18 protein-coding genes are annotated in these 19,275 nt (G+C 44.6%); 8 read left to right on the top strand and 10 right to left on the bottom strand.

The features are described 5' to 3' along the window. The first annotated feature begins 133 nt into the window (after nucleotides 1–133). Nucleotides 134–2,065: an amylosucrase gene (locus tag CSH92_RS07105; protein WP_100656929.1), complete on the top strand. Its 1,932-nt coding sequence runs from the start codon at nucleotides 134–136 to the stop codon at nucleotides 2,063–2,065. A gap of 13 nt (nucleotides 2,066–2,078) precedes the next feature. On the opposite strand, the gene CSH92_RS07100 is transcribed toward CSH92_RS07105, so the two are convergent. Next, nucleotides 2,079–3,101, bottom strand: a complete 1,023-nt coding sequence (locus CSH92_RS07100) for a LacI family DNA-binding transcriptional regulator (RefSeq protein WP_100656928.1) — start codon at nucleotides 3,099–3,101, stop codon at nucleotides 2,079–2,081. 452 nt (nucleotides 3,102–3,553) lie between these two features. Between CSH92_RS07100 and CSH92_RS07095 the strand changes: the two genes are divergently transcribed. Together CSH92_RS07095 and CSH92_RS07090 are read left to right on the top strand one after the other, a co-directional pair. Further along, nucleotides 3,554–3,973, top strand: a complete 420-nt coding sequence (locus CSH92_RS07095; RefSeq protein WP_100656927.1) for a hypothetical protein — start codon at nucleotides 3,554–3,556, stop codon at nucleotides 3,971–3,973. Next, on the top strand, nucleotides 3,974–5,173 hold the full coding sequence (locus CSH92_RS07090) for a tetratricopeptide repeat protein (protein ID WP_100656926.1): 1,200 nt from the start codon (nucleotides 3,974–3,976) through the stop codon (nucleotides 5,171–5,173). Here the strand turns inward: CSH92_RS07090 and CSH92_RS07085 are convergent. From CSH92_RS07085 to CSH92_RS07070, 4 genes are all read right to left on the bottom strand, one after another. Next, entirely contained in the window at nucleotides 5,159–6,409 is a 1,251-nt protein-coding gene (locus tag CSH92_RS07085; RefSeq protein ID WP_100656925.1) for a multifunctional CCA addition/repair protein, read from the bottom strand. The two genes, CSH92_RS07090 and CSH92_RS07085, sit on opposite strands and share 15 nt — an antisense overlap. A 27-nt stretch (nucleotides 6,410–6,436) precedes the next feature. Then, the gene (locus CSH92_RS07080) at nucleotides 6,437–6,937 is read right to left on the bottom strand and encodes a hypothetical protein (RefSeq protein ID WP_100656924.1); all 501 of its coding nucleotides are present in this window, start codon (nucleotides 6,935–6,937) and stop codon (nucleotides 6,437–6,439) included. A gap of 3 nt (nucleotides 6,938–6,940) precedes the next feature. Further along, on the bottom strand, nucleotides 6,941–7,138 hold the full coding sequence (locus CSH92_RS07075; RefSeq protein ID WP_100656923.1) for a hypothetical protein: 198 nt from the start codon (nucleotides 7,136–7,138) through the stop codon (nucleotides 6,941–6,943). Between the two features lie 328 nt (nucleotides 7,139–7,466). Beyond that, complete coding sequence (locus tag CSH92_RS07070; protein ID WP_100656922.1) at nucleotides 7,467–8,651, bottom strand: trypsin-like serine protease; 1,185 nt, start codon at nucleotides 8,649–8,651, stop codon at nucleotides 7,467–7,469. Between the two features lie 254 nt (nucleotides 8,652–8,905). On the opposite strand from CSH92_RS07070, the gene CSH92_RS07065 reads away from it, so the two are divergent. Further along, nucleotides 8,906–9,817 carry a sensor domain-containing diguanylate cyclase gene (locus tag CSH92_RS07065; RefSeq protein WP_100656921.1) on the top strand — a complete coding sequence of 304 codons (912 nt, stop codon included), beginning with the start codon at nucleotides 8,906–8,908 and terminating at the stop codon, nucleotides 9,815–9,817. Between the two features lie 123 nt (nucleotides 9,818–9,940). On the opposite strand, the gene CSH92_RS07060 is transcribed toward CSH92_RS07065, so the two are convergent. The 3 genes from CSH92_RS07060 to CSH92_RS07050 form a co-directional block, all read right to left on the bottom strand. Then, nucleotides 9,941–10,777, bottom strand: a complete 837-nt coding sequence (locus CSH92_RS07060) for an HDOD domain-containing protein (RefSeq protein ID WP_100657466.1) — start codon at nucleotides 10,775–10,777, stop codon at nucleotides 9,941–9,943. Between the two features lie 148 nt (nucleotides 10,778–10,925). Next, nucleotides 10,926–11,837 carry a hypothetical protein gene (locus CSH92_RS07055; RefSeq protein ID WP_100656920.1) on the bottom strand — a complete coding sequence of 304 codons (912 nt, stop codon included), beginning with the start codon at nucleotides 11,835–11,837 and terminating at the stop codon, nucleotides 10,926–10,928. A gap of 9 nt (nucleotides 11,838–11,846) precedes the next feature. Beyond that, the gene (locus CSH92_RS07050; protein ID WP_240612755.1) at nucleotides 11,847–12,557 is read right to left on the bottom strand and encodes a hypothetical protein; all 711 of its coding nucleotides are present in this window, start codon (nucleotides 12,555–12,557) and stop codon (nucleotides 11,847–11,849) included. A gap of 346 nt (nucleotides 12,558–12,903) precedes the next feature. Here CSH92_RS07050 and CSH92_RS07045 point away from each other — a divergent pair, with 346 nt between their 5' ends. Genes CSH92_RS07045 through CSH92_RS07030 form a run of 4 tightly spaced genes read left to right on the top strand, consistent with a single transcriptional unit; the run spans nucleotide 12,904 to nucleotide 17,483 of the window. Next, entirely contained in the window at nucleotides 12,904–14,202 is a 1,299-nt protein-coding gene (locus tag CSH92_RS07045) for an efflux RND transporter periplasmic adaptor subunit (protein WP_100656919.1), read from the top strand. Between the two features lie 22 nt (nucleotides 14,203–14,224). Continuing rightward, nucleotides 14,225–14,926, top strand: coding sequence for an ABC transporter ATP-binding protein (locus tag CSH92_RS07040; protein ID WP_100656918.1), 702 nt, complete (start codon nucleotides 14,225–14,227; stop codon nucleotides 14,924–14,926). Between the two features lie 10 nt (nucleotides 14,927–14,936). Continuing rightward, nucleotides 14,937–16,247 carry an ABC transporter permease gene (locus tag CSH92_RS07035; RefSeq protein WP_100656917.1) on the top strand — a complete coding sequence of 437 codons (1,311 nt, stop codon included), beginning with the start codon at nucleotides 14,937–14,939 and terminating at the stop codon, nucleotides 16,245–16,247. 12 nt (nucleotides 16,248–16,259) lie between these two features. Continuing rightward, nucleotides 16,260–17,483 carry an ABC transporter permease gene (locus CSH92_RS07030; protein ID WP_100656916.1) on the top strand — a complete coding sequence of 408 codons (1,224 nt, stop codon included), beginning with the start codon at nucleotides 16,260–16,262 and terminating at the stop codon, nucleotides 17,481–17,483. A gap of 111 nt (nucleotides 17,484–17,594) precedes the next feature. Here CSH92_RS07030 and CSH92_RS07025 read toward each other — a convergent pair whose 3' ends face one another. Beyond that, nucleotides 17,595–18,983, bottom strand: coding sequence for an NAD(P)(+) transhydrogenase (Re/Si-specific) subunit beta (locus tag CSH92_RS07025; RefSeq protein ID WP_100656915.1), 1,389 nt, complete (start codon nucleotides 18,981–18,983; stop codon nucleotides 17,595–17,597). Then, on the bottom strand, nucleotides 18,980–19,273 hold the full coding sequence (locus CSH92_RS07020; RefSeq protein WP_100656914.1) for an NAD(P) transhydrogenase subunit alpha part 2: 294 nt from the start codon (nucleotides 19,271–19,273) through the stop codon (nucleotides 18,980–18,982). Before CSH92_RS07020 ends, CSH92_RS07025 begins: the two co-directional genes overlap by 4 nt. Nucleotides 19,274–19,275: the final 2 nt, after the last annotated feature.

The following is a 19,275-nucleotide window of genomic DNA, read 5'->3' as shown; positions in this document are numbered from 1 at the left end:
CCGACTTACTCTAAAACGTTTAAGTTAATATAGCGAGTAAGTCGCAATGTGTAAATAAAATGTGAAAGCAACAATGTCGCTTTTTATTCTTAGTCAGCAAAAATGACTCATGCGGTAACGTAGGTGGAGCACTATGGATCTACAACTAGAAAGTCAAAGAACACTGCAGCGCGTTCTCTCAGACCTCGATCTGAAACAGCTTACTAAAGCTCAACAAAAGACTTTCGTTACACGACTGGAAGAAGAGTTTACGCAGCTATTTACTTTGCTGCACGAAATCTATGGTCATCGCTACGACTTTTACTTTCATATTCAAGCGCTACTCAAAATCATGCTGACAGGTTATGCTGAACGCTCACGTAGACTTAAAAACCATGATCAGAAAAGGCTGAATGATCCACAGTGGTATCGCAGTGAAAACATGGTGGGCATGGCTTTATATGTTGATTTGTTTGCTGGAGACTTAAGCGGCGTTATCCGTAAAATTCCGTATTTGAAAACACTCGGGATCAGCTATCTACACTTGATGCCCTTATACAAATCTCCAGAGGGTGATAGTGACGGCGGCTATGCAGTATCCGATTACCGCACCGTTAATCCGCAATTAGGTAACGTGAATGACCTCGAAGCTTTATCCAAAGCGTTAGCAGAGGCCGATATTAGTTTAGTTTTAGATTTCGTTTTTAATCACACCTCCGATGAACACCGTTGGGCCCAGGCCGCTAAAACAGGCGATAGAGATTTCCAAGAATTTTACTACATGTTCGATGACCGAACACTTCCGGACCAATACGAGCGACACCTACGCGAAATCTTTCCGCAAGTTAGGCGCGGTAATTTCACTTGGAATGAGGAGTCTGGTAAATGGGTCTGGACCACATTTAACAATTTCCAATGGGATTTAAATTATTCAAACCCTGCCGTATTCAATGCTATCGTCGGTGAAATGCTGTTTCTAGCTAATATTGGCTGCGAAGCATTGCGACTGGACGCCTTAGCTTTTATCTGGAAGGAAATGGGGACAAACTGTGAAAACCAAGCCAATGCACATCGTCTTATTCAAGCATTTAACAGTTGCCTGCGGATTGTAGCCCCTGCGGTTGTTTTTAAATCCGAAGCCATCGTTCATCCCGATGAAGTCAATAAATACATTGCGCCTGAAGAATGCCAACTCTCCTATAATCCCCTTTTAATGGCACTAATTTGGAATAGTTTAGCTACTCGAAAAACGCACCTTTTGACTGATTCAATGCGACGAAGTTTTACCATTAGTTCAGCATGTAGCTGGGTCAATTACGTGCGTTGTCATGATGATATCGGTTGGACCTTTGACGATAATGTCGCCTGGCAATTAGGCATTAATGCAGATGACCATCGCTATTTTCTGAATCAATTTTATACCGGTCGATTTGAGGGCAGTTTTGCGACAGGCGTAGCTTTTGCTGAAAACCCAACGAATGGCGACTGTCGAGTGTGCGGTTCACTCGCTTCACTTGCAGGGCTAGAAAAAGCAATCGCACTAGGTGATCAAGAGCATATAGAACATGCCATTGCTCGTATATTACTAGTGCACACGGTTATATTTGGCATTGGCGGGATCCCGCTGTTGTATTCTGGTGATGAACTTGGCTTATTGAATGATTACTCTTATCAGCAGGTTCCCTCAAAGCAACACGATGCACGGTGGGTTCAGCGCATCCCAGTTAAAGATTCTGACATTGCACGAGCAAAGGATAGCAAAAGTCCCGAAAGTCGTATTTTTAAAGGGTTACAAAAATTGGTTCAGTTACGCAAGTCGCTGCCAATACTAGGCGAGGCAGACACTCAAATTTTGGTGACTAACAATCCTCATGTGTTTGCTTTCTTGCGGCTCAACGAAAGCAGTGAAAAGCTGCTCGCGTTACATAACTTCAGCGAGCATACACAGCGAGTTGATAAGAAAGTTTTGGAGACCATTGGTCATCGAAAACTACAAGATCTACTCCAAAACGTGGAATACGATTACTTCGATCAAGACCTAGTTCTAGCGCCTTATCAGGTTAGTTGGCTACGCGCTCAATATTAAGCAAGGTAATCGTTCAGCGCGATCGAATTGAGTCGCGCTCCACCACGCGAGTGGCGAATACCACTTGTTTGTTCTCACCCGACAGCAGCATCGTCGCTGCCAACTTGCCCTTTTCAATACTTTGCTGACATACGGTAGACAGCGCGGGGGTTGAACGCTCTGCTTCCGGGATCCCGTCGAAGCCGGTTATCGAAACGTCTTCGGGTACGCGCAACCCAAGCCCTTTGGCAACTCTAATTGCAGATAATGCTATTACATCACTCATACAAAGAAGGACACTCGGTCGCGGGGTTCTGGTTAATGCTTCTCGTGCCGCGATTTCTGCGTTAGATGGAGTATTAAGAGGAATATTCCAAATTGCATCAGCAGGAATATTCTGACCTACTTCTTTAGCGGCCTTAAAAAAACCTGCCAACCGATCTCTGGATATTTCTTTATACTCAATTTCAATATCATCCTGAGTCAAGCGACACACGCGATTGGAATCGATCAACCTCAGTCCGAGGATCGCAACTTCGTCATTAGTACCAATCGCAAGATTCGCTATTTGGTAGGCGCCTTGTTGATTATCAATGTTGACCGAGGCAGATGTGCCACCGTCGAAATCCACTACTACAAGAGGTTTTCCGGTACGCAATATCCGCTCGTAAGTCTCATCGTTAATTGTGCCATATAGAATAAAACCATCTGGCAATGATTCTGCGCCGCGTTGTTCAGAATTATCGACATGACTGGACAACAACAACATGTGCTTGTTTTTTTCCACCAAGACGTCAGCGATACCCTGCAATAACTGACTCGCTACCGGGTCAGATAGACTATAGCTTAAGGAATCAGACAACATGACACCGATCACATCTGACTCGCCACGACGCAACGTTCGTGCAGCGAGGTTAGGTCCGTGATATCCCAATTTGGCCGATTCCGTTAAAATGCGCTCGCGCAATTTCGCTGATAATTGATCTGGCCGATTAAAGGCATTAGAGATTGTTGCTGTAGATACGCCTAGTGCATTAGCAACCTGTTTGAGATTCATTTTTCCTTTAATGACAACGCCCTCTACTTTAATTGGCTAATGGTTAGTAGCATAACCGAAGTGCATCAACTTAAATATTTAAGAAGAGTTAAGAAGATTAATATAACTGTGATAGCGCAAATTCACAATACATTAACAAAAGAATTCGAAACACCCACAACAGCCTTATTTTATAAATACAGACCGTGATATTAGAAACGTTAGTATAAACCAAGCAATGAAATCTATAACGATTAAGCGCGTCATTTTTTGACGTTTAAAATAGAATATAAAATAGGTCAATTTTAAAACCTTTTAGCCGGTAAGTTTTATTTGTGATTTTTATCTCCATTCGAATATGCCAAAACACATCTGCAAAGAGGAAAAAAAGCAAACATTGAACAATATTTAATCTATATTATAAGGGCGGATAGGCGTTATCACAGTTTTCAAGATTGAAATGGAGGTGACTGATGAGCAACATCCAGCACTGGGATGCGGAAACAATTGCTAAACGCTATGAGCAGGTAAAGTTAGACATTATTAATATGAACCTTAAAAACCGACGTTTCTTAGTCGGGTTGATCATCACCCTAATGATCGGTGTTGCGATATCTGCCTTTTATCTTTTCCCCAAAGACAAGATTGAACCGTGGTTCTTCGTCGTACTGTTCGGGTTGATGCTTATCGGCGTAATTTTTATTTTTCTGGTGGTAAATACATCAGAGAAATGTGTTTCGAAGCTCACTATTTGCTCGATTGTCGTAGATGACAAACAAGTATTTCTACAGAGTATTTCTGAGGTTTCCTGCGGTGGAGACGCAATTAAGACTTTTCTGCAGTTCTGTGACAAAACCACAAACATAGTCAAAGCAGCTAAAGGAGCTGAATAAATGCACAAGGACATCGAAGCAGCAGTTGCTCACTTAGAGGAAAGTCGACGCAAAGCAAAACTCACATTCACCGCTGCGTTGCTAATTGTGTTAGCAATCGCGACCGCGTTCTACTACGCAGCACTTGAGTATTCAACCAATCGTGAAGAACTTAAAGCACTACGTGCAGAAATGCAGGAGTTGAGAGAGCAAACAGAGCAATTACAGTCTGAAAGTGAGTCTTTCAAACTGCGCACGCAAGCATCGTTTAATGACATGAGTCAATTTAAGCAATCGTTTGAAGCACTTGCACTAAATAGCAGTTCTTTAGACAAGGCATTGTATGTAGCTGAGAAGTATCTGCAAAAGGCGCCGCTTAACAGTGAAGAATTGCGCGTGATGCAGACCTCACTTGAGGACCATTCAGATAGCGGCTCTTCACACCTTTTGCAGGGCATTCACTTTCTCGACGAAAAGGATTTTACTGTTGCCAAACGAGAGTTTGACAAGGCCTCTCAATTCCCAGCAACCAAAGCGCTCGCTAAATGGGGATTAGGCCGGGTTATGCTCGACAGTAAGCAATTTGAGCAAGCCATAGAAGTTTTTACTGATTTAGTCGCCACGGCTGATGATAGCATCCGCTATGGCGTGTTGGTCGACAGAGGCCTGACTTGGGTAAGGCTTACCGATGTGGAAAGTAACCTATACAAGGCCTTGGCTGACTATAAATCAGCGATTGCAATTGGAGAGCGTTATCCCACCGTGTATCGGCGTCGAGGTCTAGTATTATTGCGCATGGGAGAGGTTGAACATGCCCGTCGTGACTTTGAAAAAGCGGTAAATCTATCAATTAATGACGTTGAGCTAGCATCAGCGTTAGAAAATATAGGTCTGATATATTTACAAGAGAAACAATGGAAAAAGGCGATCGAAAACTCTCGTTTTGTTGCGCAAATTTATCCAGAAAGTACCTGGAATTGGTCTATCCAAGCTATAGCCGCGGCGAATGATAAGCGCCAAGAAATGCAAAAATGCGCGGTTTTAAGATGGATAGACAGTGGCGGCTCGCCCAACTCATCAATGCATCATTACGTACTTCAGGAACAATGGCAGCTGCTTAGCAAGCTCTATACGTCGCATCTATCGTTGCATGAAGAAGGAGCTCTTGAAACGTGCAATGCAAGAGCGGACAGTGCAAATGAAAAGCTAAAAAGTCTTTAAATATTCAAGTTCATCACGGCGCACAGACTCGCCAATGCGCGCACCTTCTAATCCTGCCGCGATAGCCTTTTTTGCAGCATTAGCGTGGTCAAATTGCGCCAAATGCTGAACTAATTGTCGTGCAAATTCTGCCTGTTGGTATGGTTTGGTACGCGCACTTGGTCCTCGTCCTTGAGCATCACATTGGCAAGCCATTAAAAACTGTTCAAATCTTAATGGCTGTCGCACAGCATCCATCCCTAGGATCAAAAACTTATACAGGGTTTGTGGTTTAAGTTGAGTAATCCTATGGCAATGGGTATGCCATTGGCTGGTTAAGCAAGCTAACTCTCGAAATTTATTGGGTACGCGCCAGCGCTGGCAAAATGCTTTTATCGGCTCCAATCCTGCTGCCTCATGACCGTGTAAATCTCCATTGCGCTCAAAGCATACCGACTTGCCAAAATCATGCATCAAAACGGCAAACCGCGTTTGTGTATCGCACTCCAACTCAGCGGCTCGAGTAAGAGCCAACATGGTGTGAGTTAACACATCTCCCTCAGGATGATATTCCGCGGGCTGTTCAACACCCTGCATAGCTTCAATTTCAGGAAAAATCCCCAGCCCCTTCAATGCATAGAAATATAAGTGTGGATGAGGCTCTGATAAGGCTTTTTCAGTCTCTGCCCAAACACGCTCAGCAACCAAAAACTCCAGTTCACCACTTTGTTGCATGTTAGCTATGAGGTTTTGCGTTGACCCATGAATTGTCCAATCATCACCGAAACGCGCGTAAAATCTGGCAATGCGTAATACACGTACCGGATCTTCGACAAATGCCAATGTAGTATGGCGTAAAAGCTTTTGCTGTAGGTCGTTACTTCCACCAAAGGGGTCGATTAATACTCCATCTAAGGTCATTGCCATTGCGTTGATTGTCAGATCTCGACGCGCAAGGTCCTGCTCCAAAGTAACATTTGCATTGGCATCGACTATAAATCCTTTATATCCCCTGCCTTGCTTTCGCTCTGTACGCGCCAAAGCGAACTCCTGCTTAGTTTGCGGATGCAAAAAAACGGGGAAATCAGCCCCCACAGCGATAAAGCCCAACGCCTCCATTTGCTCGGGTGTTTTACCCACTACGACATAATCATTATCTTTTGGTTTACGCCCGAGTAATTTGTCTCTAACCGCGCCACCAACCAAATAGACGTGACCGTTTAATTCTGCAGGAATTGAGAAAGTAGAGGCAGACATTAGGCAAATGCCCGAACTATTAAAGGTTTAATCACGCCTACCATCAGCCGCGATCATACCTAAAGTAAAAACCACAATTAGTAGAGTGACACCGCTATTGATCGTCGGCACAGAGGTTCGATAAAACCAACCTAACATGTCGGTTTCCAAAACGATCCTGTCAACGTAACGAAATAACTGGATAAACGCGAGACTAACAAAACTGTAGGCCAATACTTTGGACGCAAAATCAAACTTCAATTGAGCTTTGCGCGCCAGTAATACCACTATTGCCACGAAAGCGATATCAGTAATCGCGAAGCCAATGTACCAAGCATTGCGCACGAACGCCTGATTTTCTGGGAGTATTGCTAACTCTAAAAGATACTGCTCGTACACGTAATGGGCTGGGGTAAGTAACAGAATACCAACGCACAGATAAACAAATGTATCTGCGCGTCGGAAATTAAGGATGTAGGCCAAACATGCCATAACCTGCAAGTACAGCCCAAACTGCTGAATGAAATCTCTTACAACGAATATATCCACACGTTACATAGGTGGTTCGTTTCCTCCGCCATTCCCCATGCCATCTGATTCTTCACTGCACGTCTCCGGGAACAGCTTACAAACGTCCACAAACTCCTTTGATTCCTTGACGACAATAGGCTGAGGTTGAGTAACAACAGCGTGAGAAACACCTGCGACCACAACTAACGCAGCAACGAACATAAGTTTATTGGTTTTCATAAATTCTCCTTTTAGCTCATCACCATTGATGTGCACTAACAGAATACAGAACTTATTAAACCAAGTTCGCCTGTCCAAAAGTACAGGTTTTACTAAGTACGACTATAGCGTATTAACATTGAAATTCAATGATTAAAGCTCTCCGCTAACTTAACACCAGAAAAGAACAAGCTTCTCTCATTCCAACAAACATTAGCTAATGTTGTGCATCAAGCAATGTATTTTTAAACATTCAGAATATCTCCCAATCAGGTAGTGAACAAAAAAGCCGATGGCGAGAAACCATCGGCTTTGTCGGATATATCTAATCAACAATAAAACGAAGGTATTATTGAACCTTAGCTTTACCTTTCATGTGCGCAGAGACAACATTCTCAACAAAGAACTTAGCCCGCTCACCAACACGCTCTGCAACGTCTGCTGCTGGAGCGTTGCCGTTTCCTTGAGTCGCCGCAACTTCAGGGATTGAAGTCGATGACACAACACCTGCAACCACTGCGTCAACCCAAGCAGCATGGTAAGAAACCCTTGTATCACCTGACATTTCACCATATGAACTATCTAGTCCACAGGTAAAATCCGTCCCCTTAGCTATATTGTCGCAACCATGCGTAAATCCAAACGAGTGAACACCTGCAATTTTACCATTGATGAAGCCTGGACCACCAGAATCGCCAGGCGCAACACCCGTTTCAAATTCCCCATAACCTTTGAAATCAGGGTAACTACCATCTTTATGAGATGAGCATTTACCATCACGAGCCTGACCCGGGTTGCTTTCGTTTTCTTTATTGCAACGGAAATCAGATGAGAACCACCATTCCATTGCATTATGCTTGCTACCACCACTATCAAAGTCATGTAATAACTGATCGTCAATGCCTGTTCCTAAGAATGGTTCGAGTACCTGCTCATACTGGTTTAAACCCGTTCTAGCATAGAAAAAATCGGCGTCGCCTGTTGCACCTTTGTTGCCCTTACCTGAACGGCCATGGCCATAGTGACGGGTTTCCGAGCCGAACTCATCAGGAGTACGGTAAAGTTCATATGTTTCAATTTCGTCCGGTAATGGCTGAGCAAGTTCAACCACAGCGATATCACCATGCGCGAAAGCGCCTAGGAAAGGATTTAAAATATCGTAAAATGGATGTACAGCAAATGACTTTGCATCAAGAATCATTGGCTGATCAAGTCCAGCAGTCAAAACAAAGCGCAAACGCGATAGCGTCGAACCAGCATTTCTAACACAGTGAGCTGCAGTTAGGATGTGCGTTTTACTGATCGCGCTTGCAGTGCAAATAAAGCCACCACCATTGCTGAACTGGATAAATATGGAACCAACACCATTGCGCAAATTCTCACCCGCATTAGCGTACAAAGGATCGTCCGGCGCACCAACTGTAATTAGATTCGGTGCATTTTCAATATCATCAAGAATTTCAGTTGCCGATACGCCAAGGCTCATCGCGCCAGCCACTGTCGTCATTAGAAGAGACTTCACTAACTTTTTCATTTTTCACTTCCTTTAGTTGCATTTTTGACTAAGAAAAATGCTTTTTTTAATTATTGTTTCGCTGTAATGCATACAACATCGAAAATACTAAATAGGTAGCAAGGTCATATCAAGTGAAAGTGATTAATCTGTGTACTATTTTTGTACTTCGCGAAAAATGAAGAAGTGAACTCTCAAGCCTCACTAACAGTATAAGTTGATATTATTACAAACATTCTACGTAGAATGAGCTTTGCAATTACAGGTGGTGCTTCATGGTACTTACAGAAAACATAAGACTCAAAACGTTGCAATCGCTCAGCGTTTTGGACATACCGCCTGAAGAACGGTTCGATCGGATCACTAAGTTCGCGAGCAATCTTTTAGATATGCCTACGGTACTTGTTAGCCTGATCGATGAAAACCGTCAGTGGTTCAAGTCTAGGGTTGGATTAGATGTCGACGAAACGCCTCGCGATATTTCTTTTTGTACCCACGCCATACAACAAGACCAAATCCTGATCGTACCCGATGCGCTAAAAGATAATCGTTTCGAAGACAACCCACTAGTTACCGGGGAGCCTCATATTCGTTTTTATGCAGGTCAGCCGCTTATTCACCCGAATGGTAGTAAGTTAGGTACGCTATGCTTGATTGACCAAAGAGCACGAAATTTAAGTACTGATGAACAACAAATATTACGCGAATTATCAACGCTTGTTGAACAAGAATTAATCATCGCAACATCGCCGGCAATCGATTCTGAAACAGGTATCTCAACTAAAGAAGCCTTCCTCGAATTAGGCAATATTAGCATGCGATACGCTCAGCAGAATAATATTCCTGTTTCACTCGTGTTTTTTCATATTGCTGGACACATCGACGAACATAACGAACAAAAGCTTTATCAGGAGCTAATGACCCGTTTTGGTTCAACATTTCGTCAATCCATGCGCGGCTCTGACGTTGTGGGGCGATATGAAAAATACAGTTTTGTCGGGTTATGCTCGAATACGAATGAGGACAGTATAGAGCGTGTTATTGAACGGCTAAAGACAGACCTAACGAAAGAGCTAGCACAATTAGGGTTAGAAAACCGGTTTGAGTTGCTTTGTGGCGCGAAAACCGCCGTGCCGTCAGAAGAGCTAAACAGTTTATTATTATTTGCCTTCTCAGCACTGTCATGAACTCGAAGGTGGAACTAGATATCAATTAATCCGTCGTATTAAACAACTTTCACACGGTCAGTGAATGTTTAATCAACACGCAAAGCCTAACAACCACGGTTCTTGATGCTAGAAACATTTGCGTTATGTAAACAAAGACTTTTTTTCCTCAACTAAGCAAAAGAAGTCTTCACTTTCAACGTCATCAATTGAATTGATAATTTGCTTGTTAACGCTATCTGTAACTATCGCGTCTTTCCGGCTTTTTAAGTATCCGCTCGCAACAGCACCTATGCGCACAAAATCTAAATAGCTTACGGCTGGATTTTGTACTTTGAGATTGCGCCAATGTTCAGCAACTTGCACCACGCCCTCATCAAAATCCCATTCACGAGTAATTTCACCGCCAATTCGCCCAGACAGTTTTTGAATAGCCTGATTTAAAAAAGTGGGAGTAACCGATGCGGAGCCCAACCGTTCTGCTTCAGTTAAGATTGGCAGAACTCCGATATTGTGTAACAACAAGGCCAAGGTCATAACATCTGCATCCAGAGAAATTTTGCCTTTTTGCCGTTTATACGTTTCAAAAATAGCAAGCGCATGCGCGACTACATTAACGGTGCGCTCCCACACTTGATCCAAATATTGTTTGATCAAAGGGTGGGTACTAAGAAATAGCTGTTCCATAGCAAGCGCCATCGCATTGTTTTTGATCTGCACCAAACCGATACGGTTAACGGCTTGCGATACTGTTTCAGCCTTTACATTACGGGCGTACAAAGCGCTGTTGGCTAATTTAATGATGCGCGCACTGAGTGACGGATCTAAAGCAATCACATCGGCCATTTTATTCAGATTAACGTCAGGATCTTGCGCAGTTTCGCGCACTCGCATTGCGATTGCAGGCAAGGTTGGAAGTACAAGGGTGTCGTTGTTAATCTTATCAACTAGCGTTTTAAGTAAGGCGTTTTCTGATTCCACTGTCATTCGTAACGTTTACTATTCATATCATTATGATAGCAGTTTTATTCCGACTAAAAGCTGTAAGTTTCTGCGCTTACTTATATTGCGGTATAACTAATCCAACCCTGTTGAATGAAACTAACGCAATAGCAACCGCAACATCTGGTCATGAAGCAGTATTAGCAGTCTGACAAATAAAGTCTGAATACCACAGTTTATTTTGATCATATGCTTCGTGCTTACTTGGAATTGCGACATACCATTGATGCAAATTTCGTATAACATCGAAACCACAGCGTTCTGCCACCTTTACGCCACGAATAATCCTGTTTGCTTCACCGTCTTTGAAAACAAAACTCCTATCAGAACCGTTAACCTCGGAAAACTTACCTGAAATATCATCGACAGCTATTTTAATTGCAGTATTCAAAATAGCCGCCGACGTTCTCTCTAATAATGATTTATCTACCTTGTTGGCACGTTGGTCAAACAGCCCATCGGTTACGGGTGCATGTACTTTAACTAAGTTACGATATAAAACCTTTCTGGCGTTGGGTTTCGCAGAATTCACTTGTGTTAACGAAACAATCATGTTCAACGACAAGCGCTGCATGTCTTGTGAACTGTAAAAGATAGGCTCAAGAGTGATGGTAGGTTCACCGTGCTGTGTTGTTTGAAAAGCATTTTGCAGCGACGGTGACACCAATCCCAATAAGGACATATCTGATACTTCCTGTATCAATGGCGCAATTGCGTCGTTGGCAGCCTTCTGGGCGGCGTCCAAGCGTTTATTACGCTGTGAATTGACCATCGCCGAATGGATCCCTACTTGGGCGATTAAGCCAACCACTCCAGCTCCACCTTGATACAAGACAGTACTATCACCCACCGTATCATTTTTATCATAGACTCCGCGTACATCAATCTTATCAACGTCTATAAACTGCAAGTTCAAAGCCTTAGTGTTAAGGGACGATGAGTTGAGTAAATTAATGTGGTGTGCATAGCCATCTCTAACAGGAGTACTGCCACATCCCGCGACAACAAGCAGCAAGCCAAAAACTAACCAGTACTTCACACTATTAACCTATAAGTTTTTTTCAATCTGCATTTTGATGTTTTCTACGGCCTGATAATAAGAGGTTGTTACACTCGGGAAAGTGGGTGGCTCATCCCAGTAACCCTCAGGCTGCACATACTGTGAAAAAGGCAAATAATGGACATAAGCATTAGACCGCAAATCGACTGCATATAAAGTACCCTTGATATAGCCCTTAGGGTCTCCATTGGGAATATACCCGCTAAAGCTTCTAAAAGCCCCATGCTCGTCTACTTGTAAAACTACTAAAACATCCACTCCAAGCTTGCCCCTGAGAGAGCGAAAGTCTCGATTAGCATAGCCTTGGGTTTTCTTAAACTTTGGTAAATTATCCAGCCGTCCATTGAGTTCTACCCAGTAAACGTTGTCTTTATTAGTTGCTTTTTCAAAATATCGGGTAAATACAAGATCCTTTAAACTAGCTAACTCTTCCGTAGAAACTTGTGATTCCAGATGATCATCAAGCTTTGATGTCATTGCGGCCGCCACACCATAGCAAAGCAAACAGCTAGCACCATAAATGTGAGTCGTTGCCGCCTTCTCTGGGTATTGAACCAAAACCCCAAAAACTTTGTTGGTATCGGCTAATTGATTTGTATCGAGAGCAATGTGAGGTTGTCGGTTTGCCGCACACCCTGCCATTAAGAAACTGATAACTAAAATGATTGAAATTTTTCTAAAGAAATTTGTTAAACGCACTACGACTTCCACATTTGTCTAATGGCAAAATCTGCCAACTTATACTTCCAAGCAAGATTAAACAGAGATGACAAGGTGATGAGATTTATGGAATGGACATTCCTGAACTCCTCGAGCCAATTGACTCGATATTTTTCACTTTCCCTGTGCTTTTTGCTTACTGCATAGCCATACGGCTACTGGCGTGAAGATTAATATGAACTCATTTCAGAAGCAATTTTTACTGCACAAAAAAAGTGATTAAGGACGCTATCAACCGTACAACTTAATTTTAATTTCTTCCGGTTTAAACTTTTCGCGCTTTATCTTCGACTTAGCTTGTGATTGTTAATTTCAGGTCAGTTAAATGAAAATTGAAGATACCAGCGCGCAGGATGAAGTACTTGCGCCGAAACGCAAAAAGAACACCTGGACTATTGCGCTAGCCTCGGGGTTAGCCGTAATTGGTGCTTTGTATTACCTATCCCCTGCCGTAAGTGCGTGGAGTCAATCGGGTGCTTCAGTGCCGCTCGACCGCCTGCGTATAGCCACAGTGACTCGTGGCGACTTGCAACGTGACCTTTCCGTACAAGGGCGTGTTGTAGCGGCTGTCAGCCCAACATTATATAGCCCGGCTTCCGGTACAATTACTTTACTAGTTGAGGCTGGCGACAACGTCATGCTCGGTCAAACCTTGGCAGTAATAGAGAGCCCAGAGTTGACTAATCAACTGAGTCAGGAACGCGCAGTGCTCGAAGAAAATGAGACTGCACTCTCACGCGAGCGGATCAGCGCTAAAAAAGCCATGTTGGAAAATCAAAAGTCGGTTGACATAGCGAAGGTTGCACTTATCGCTGCGGATCGTGAAAAGCGCCGTGCCGATAAAGCGTTTGCGACCCAATCCATAAGCTCCATCGACCATGAAAAAGCGAACGATGACCTACAAAACGCGCAACTGGTGCATCAGCACGCGGTACAGGACGCAGAACTTGATGCTGAAAGCCTAGCTTTTGAGATCCGTAGTCGAGAGCTAATCGTTGACCGCCAGCGCTTATTGGTCCAAGACTTAGAGCGCCAAGTCAACGAACTCAAGGTCCTCTCTCCGGTGAATGGCATCGTGGGTAATTTAGCCGTCGAGCAAAAGAACCAAGTCGCCGACAATCAGGTTTTGCTTAGCGTCGTTGACCTTACCGAATTTGAACTAGAGGTCGATATTCCCGAAAGTTACGCCGATGACCTCGCGATTGGCATGCCCGCCACAGTTTCTATCAATGGTACGTCGCACCCTGCGCAGCTAGTGACTATTTCACCTGAAATTGAAAACAATCAAGTCACTGGACGGGTGCGATTTACCGCCACCGATGAAACTGGCAACAGCGTCGAAAAACCGACCGGTTTGCGCCAGAATCAGCGTCTTACTACGCGCATATTAATGGAAAATAAGCCCGACGTTTTATTGGTAAAACGTGGGCAGTTCTTAGAATCGGGGGCCGGCAAGATTGCCTATAAAGTCGACGATAATATTGCCAGAAAAGTCGTGATAGGCACCGGCGCACGCAGTTTATCTGACGTTGAAATCGCGCACGGACTCAACGCTGGCGACCAAATAATCATTTCATCCACAGACCAATTTAACGGCGCAGACACTGTGCTGATCACCCAATAAAAGCAAGCGACAAGGAACACTTATGTTAACCATGCACAACCTAACCAAAACATTTATTACCGATAGCGTGCAAACCCATGCGTTGAGAGATTTTAATCTCACTGTAGATGAAGGCGACTTTGTTGCAGTTACCGGGCCGTCGGGCTCCGGCAAAACCACTTTTTTGAATATTGCTGGATTATTAGAGACCTTCAATGGCGGCAGTTATACCTTGGATGGACAAGATGTAACCCACTTATCCGACAAGCAGCGCAGCCGAGTCCGTAACGAAAAAATCGGCTTTATTTTTCAGAATTTCAACCTCATTCCAGAGCTCAATTTATTCGATAATGTTGATGTGCCTCTGCGCTATCGGCGGTTTTCTAGTGCGGAGCGAAAAAAGCGTATTGAAAATAGCTTGGAAATGGTTGGTCTGGCAAAACGCATGAAGCATTTGCCATCACAGTTGTCTGGTGGACAACAGCAACGGGTCGCGATTGCCCGAGCACTCGCTGGCGAGCCACGCTTTCTGCTCGCCGATGAACCGACCGGGAATTTAGATACCAAGATGGCGCAATCCGTTATGCAACTGCTCAATGAAATCAATCAATCGGGCACCACTATTGTGATGGTCACCCACGATCCACATTTGGCTCAGCAGGCTAAACGTAATATTTTCGTGCGTGACGGTCGCGTTAGCGAAGGCATGGCCGAAGAAGCCATGGCCACTAAAATTGCGGTTTAGGAGTTCGACTATGTTTACTTACTACCTCCGGCTTGGCTTTGCCAGCATGCGACGTAACCCAATTTTAAGCTCGCTGATGGTCATTGCTATTGCGTTGGGTATTGGTGCCAGCGTATCAGTAGTGACAGTCAATTACTTGATGTCATCCAACCCGATCCCGCACAAAAGTGACCAGTTGTATTATGTCCAGTTAGACAGTTGGAGCCCCCATCAACCCGCTCGCGAACCCAACGAGCCACCTGATCAAGTGACTTTTCGCGACGCTATTAATTTAATGCAAGCCAAGGCTGCCTTTCGCCAAACTGCAACCGCTAGCTCTGGCGCGGTAATTGAACCGCAAGACCCCGATGTTCGCCCGTTTATGGGCTCATTGCGCCTAAGTTATGCTGACTTCTTTGCTATGTTCGACACGCCGTTTCTGTATGGCAATGGCTGGTCTGCAAGTGATGATGAAAATGGCAGCTACGTCGTCGTACTGAGTAAAGCGTTGAATGAACGCGTATTTGGTGGTGAAAATTCGATTGGACGCACAATACGCATCGCTGACAATAACTTTCAGGTTGTCGGCGTACTAAATGATTGGCAACCCGTGCCGCGATTCTATGACGTCACTGTTGGTGCCTTTAATGATATTGAAGACGTCTTCATGCCCTTCTACTTTAAGCAAGCCTTGGAGTTAGGCACTGGCGGCAACACTAATTGCTGGAAGTCTCCCGAAGGTGAAGGTTTCCAGGCGTTCTTAAATTCAGAATGTGTTAACTATCAGTTTTGGGCGGAGTTACCAACTGAACAGGATAAAAATGCCTACATGACCTTTCTCAACAGCTATGTTGAAGAACAAAAACTATTAGGTCGGTTTGAACGCCCACTCAATAACCGCTTGTCAAATGTCATGGAGTGGCTAGAAAACGAAGAGGTTGTTGCTGACGATGCACAAATCATGTTGTGGCTAGCCTTTATGTTTTTATTCGTCTGCTTGGTCAATACTGTCGGCTTATTGCTCGCCAAATTCAGTCGTAAGTCGCCAGAAATTGGCTTGCGTCGAGCCATAGGCGCATCACAGCAAGACATCTTCGTGCAACACATTATTGAAACTGCGTGCATAGGTATACTCGGCGGCTTTCTGGGTTTGCTGTTTGCGTATGTCGGCTTAGAAGGGATCAAATTGTTATACGGCGATTTCATGCGCAATTTGGTCAAGCTTGATTTCACCATGGTCGGCTTTGCCTTCCTACTAGCACTTATTAGCAGCATTCTCGCCGGGGTTTATCCCACTTGGCGAGCGTGCCAAGTGCAACCCGCTGCACAACTTAAATCTTAACGAGGCCGGTTTATGAATATCTCACATTTAGAATTAGGGCCCATGTGGCGAGCACTGATGCGCAATAAAGTCGGTGCAATTTTAATCGCTTTGCAAATCGCAGTCACCATGACCATTGTGATCAACAGCGTATCTATCGTTCTTGAACGCGACAAAATGATGCAACGCGCCAGCGGACTGGACGAAGCGAATACTTTTTACATTACCAGCACCGGTTACGGCAGCGATTATGATGCTAAAGCAACCGCCATTGAAGACTTGTTGGCACTACGCGCTCTGCCTGGCGTTATTAACGCAATTCAATTAAACGCAATCCCTATCAGTGGTGGTGGTTGGTCTATGTCGTTAGCAACTGAACCTGGCGCCGATATTGAAGGTACTGGCACTGCCGTTTACATGGTCGATGAGCACGGTTTAGAAACCTTGGATCTGGAATTGGTTGCCGGACGTAACTTCAACACCAATGAAGTTCGTTGGCGCGGGCCCTCCCAGCCAGATTGGCCAGAGTCAGTTATTATTACGCAAGCATTGGCCGAGAGCCTGTTTGAGTCGGTTGACGCTGCGATTGGACAAATCGTTTATATTGGCGATGACGAACCGATGACCGTGATTGGCGTGGTCGATCAATTACAAGCGCCTTGGGTTGGCTGGAACAACCTTGAAAACGCGATGCTATCTCCGGAAAACCTTGGGTTTCAGTCAGTTCGCTATTTGATCCGCAGCGAAGATGGATTGCGAGACAAGTTAATGCCTGAAGTCGAGGAGTTACTTGCAAATCGAGCATCTGGACGAATTATTCGCAACTTGAGCACGTTAACCGAAACCCGTGAAAACAGTTATCGCCAACACAATGCCATGATCAAGATCTTGCTCACAGTGATCATCTGCTTAACCTTGATAACTGCCCTTGGCATCGTTGGTCTGGCGAGCTTTAGTGTGCAAAAGCGGATCAAGCAAATCGGTACCAAGCGCGCACTAGGGGCCAGCAAAGGCGCCATTAAACGCTACTTCATGCTGGAAAATGGACTAATTAGCTTATGTGGTGTTGCCCTGGGCACGTTGCTAACCATCGGCCTAAATTTGCTCTTGGTGGATTGGTTTAACCTAACACCGTTGGATTGGTTCTATATTCCGGTCGGAATTGTGAGCCTGCTCATTGTTGGTCAATTAGCGGTCTTTGGACCAGCCACCAGAGCTGCTGGAATAGCCCCAGCAACGGCGACGCGAACCCTTTGACGGAATTCACTGGGTTTAAATAATGCATTAAAAAAGCACGCGATAAAAAGCGTGCTTTTTACTTCACCGCTGGAAGTTTTTTGCCACACAACGATTATTTGCGATGGCTAACTAGTCGTCACTAAATGCCTTCACCATTGTATTGATAGACTCTTTAGCATCGCCCAAAATCATCCGCGTGTTCTCTTTAAAGAACAAAGGATTGTCCACACCAGCAAAGCCCGCATTGGCCGAACGTTTGAGCACGAAAACCGTCTTTGCACGATACGCTTCAATGACCGGCATACCGTATATTGGACTACCTTGCATCTCTTTTGCAGCCGGATTTACTACATCATTCGCCCCGATCACAATGACCACATCATAGTTTTGCATGCGTGGATTAACATCATCCATTTCCATGAGTTGATCATAAGGTACATCCGCCTCGGCTAGCAGAACATTCATATGCCCCGGCATCCGGCCCGCCACTGGATGAATGGCATATTCCACATTGGCGCCATTGTCTTCCAGCAATATCTGAAGTTCACGCACCGCATGCTGAGCTTGGGCAACGGCCATACCATAGCCTGGCACAACCAGTACTGATTGAGCAGCTTCTAACACATAATAAGCATCTTGTGCCGATAAGGGCCTGATCTCCCCCTCTATCTGTGCACTACTTTCAACTGGAGTGGCAAAACCTGACAACAGAACATTCATCAATGAGCGATTCATCGCTTTACACATGATGTTAGTTAGAATAAGCCCAGATGCACCTACCAATAAACCCGTCACAATTAGGATCGTATTGTTGACGGCAAGCCCAGCAGACGCTGCTGCAATCCCAGAGTAACTATTGAGTAAGGCGATAACCACCGGCATATCAGCGCCACCTATTGAAATTGTGGCCCAAAAACCAAAGCTCAGCGCTACTCCAATAATCAACCATAACCAAAGCGGATTATGTGGTTCTACCACAAAAAGGTAACCCAGAATTAGCATCCCCAATAGGTGCAATAAGCTAAGTTCTCGCAGTCCAGTAAATACGACGGCTTTAGTCGTTATTTTTTCTCCTAACTTAGCCCAAGCAATAAGCGAACCTGAGAAAGTAATGGCTCCAACAATCAACGTAAAAAGTAATGAAACAAGCAAGAAAATAGCATTGGAATGTTCACCACTCACAGCAAACTCATTGACTACGGCCCACGCTAACAGCAAGGACGCTGCGCCACCAAAACCATTGAACAATGACACCATTTGTGGCATTGCCGTCATCTGTACAGTACGTGCTGCCCATGCGCCGATCGCAGCACCAAGCAGCATGCCACCAACGATGTAGTGATAGCTAATGATGTTTTGGTCCAATAAGGTTACGACAACGGCTAATAGCATACCAAGGGCCGATACCCCGTTGCCTTTGCGTGCAGAAGCCGGGTGACTAAGCAGCTTTAACCCTAAAATGAATAGGATGGCAGCAAGAATATAAGCTGCATTTACGAGCAAAATAGATGTACTCATGGCTTATCTCCCGACGTCTTTTTTTTGAACATGCCTAGCATACGATCAGTGACCAGATAGCCGCCGACCACATTGATGGTCGCTAAGGTTACTGCCGCAGTGCCTAAAACTGTGGTTAGCCATTGCTGTTCTGCTCCAGCAGAGACCATCGCACCAACCAAGGTAATACCGGATATTGCGTTAGCCCCCGACATAAGCGGTGTGTGCAATGTTGCTGGTACTTTACGGATCAACTCAAAACCCAGAAACGCAGCGAGCACGACTATAAAAAGTAGATAGATCATGGTCATAG

The sequence above is a fragment of the Neoalteromonas flava genome (assembly GCF_002807685.1).
In the GTDB taxonomy this organism is placed as follows: Bacteria; Pseudomonadota; Gammaproteobacteria; order Enterobacterales; family Alteromonadaceae; genus Alteromonas_E; species Alteromonas_E flava.
The sequence above is the reverse complement of the archived record's forward strand: the minus strand, read 5'-3'. Positions and strand labels throughout refer to the sequence as shown.

What these genes read in the sequence shown, in the direction of transcription:
- CSH92_RS07035 (WP_100656917.1), top strand. Translation starts at nt 14,937, where the DNA reads ATGTTTACTTACTACCTCCGGCTTGGCTTTGCCAGCATGCGACGTAAC.
- CSH92_RS07070 (WP_100656922.1), bottom strand. Translation starts at nt 8,651, where the DNA reads ATGAAAAAGTTAGTGAAGTCTCTTCTAATGACGACAGTGGCTGGCGCG.
- CSH92_RS07065 (WP_100656921.1), top strand. Translation starts at nt 8,906, where the DNA reads ATGGTACTTACAGAAAACATAAGACTCAAAACGTTGCAATCGCTCAGC.
- CSH92_RS07040 (WP_100656918.1), top strand. Translation starts at nt 14,225, where the DNA reads ATGTTAACCATGCACAACCTAACCAAAACATTTATTACCGATAGCGTG.
- CSH92_RS07100 (WP_100656928.1), bottom strand. Translation starts at nt 3,101, where the DNA reads ATGAATCTCAAACAGGTTGCTAATGCACTAGGCGTATCTACAGCAACA.
- CSH92_RS07030 (WP_100656916.1), top strand. Translation starts at nt 16,260, where the DNA reads ATGAATATCTCACATTTAGAATTAGGGCCCATGTGGCGAGCACTGATG.
- CSH92_RS07025 (WP_100656915.1), bottom strand. Translation starts at nt 18,983, where the DNA reads ATGAGTACATCTATTTTGCTCGTAAATGCAGCTTATATTCTTGCTGCC.
- CSH92_RS07090 (WP_100656926.1), top strand. Translation starts at nt 3,974, where the DNA reads ATGCACAAGGACATCGAAGCAGCAGTTGCTCACTTAGAGGAAAGTCGA.
- CSH92_RS07085 (WP_100656925.1), bottom strand. Translation starts at nt 6,409, where the DNA reads ATGTCTGCCTCTACTTTCTCAATTCCTGCAGAATTAAACGGTCACGTC.
- CSH92_RS07095 (WP_100656927.1), top strand. Translation starts at nt 3,554, where the DNA reads ATGAGCAACATCCAGCACTGGGATGCGGAAACAATTGCTAAACGCTAT.
- CSH92_RS07020 (WP_100656914.1), bottom strand. Translation starts at nt 19,273, where the DNA reads ATGACCATGATCTATCTACTTTTTATAGTCGTGCTCGCTGCGTTTCTG.
- CSH92_RS07075 (WP_100656923.1), bottom strand. Translation starts at nt 7,138, where the DNA reads ATGAAAACCAATAAACTTATGTTCGTTGCTGCGTTAGTTGTGGTCGCA.
- CSH92_RS07045 (WP_100656919.1), top strand. Translation starts at nt 12,904, where the DNA reads ATGAAAATTGAAGATACCAGCGCGCAGGATGAAGTACTTGCGCCGAAA.
- CSH92_RS07105 (WP_100656929.1), top strand. Translation starts at nt 134, where the DNA reads ATGGATCTACAACTAGAAAGTCAAAGAACACTGCAGCGCGTTCTCTCA.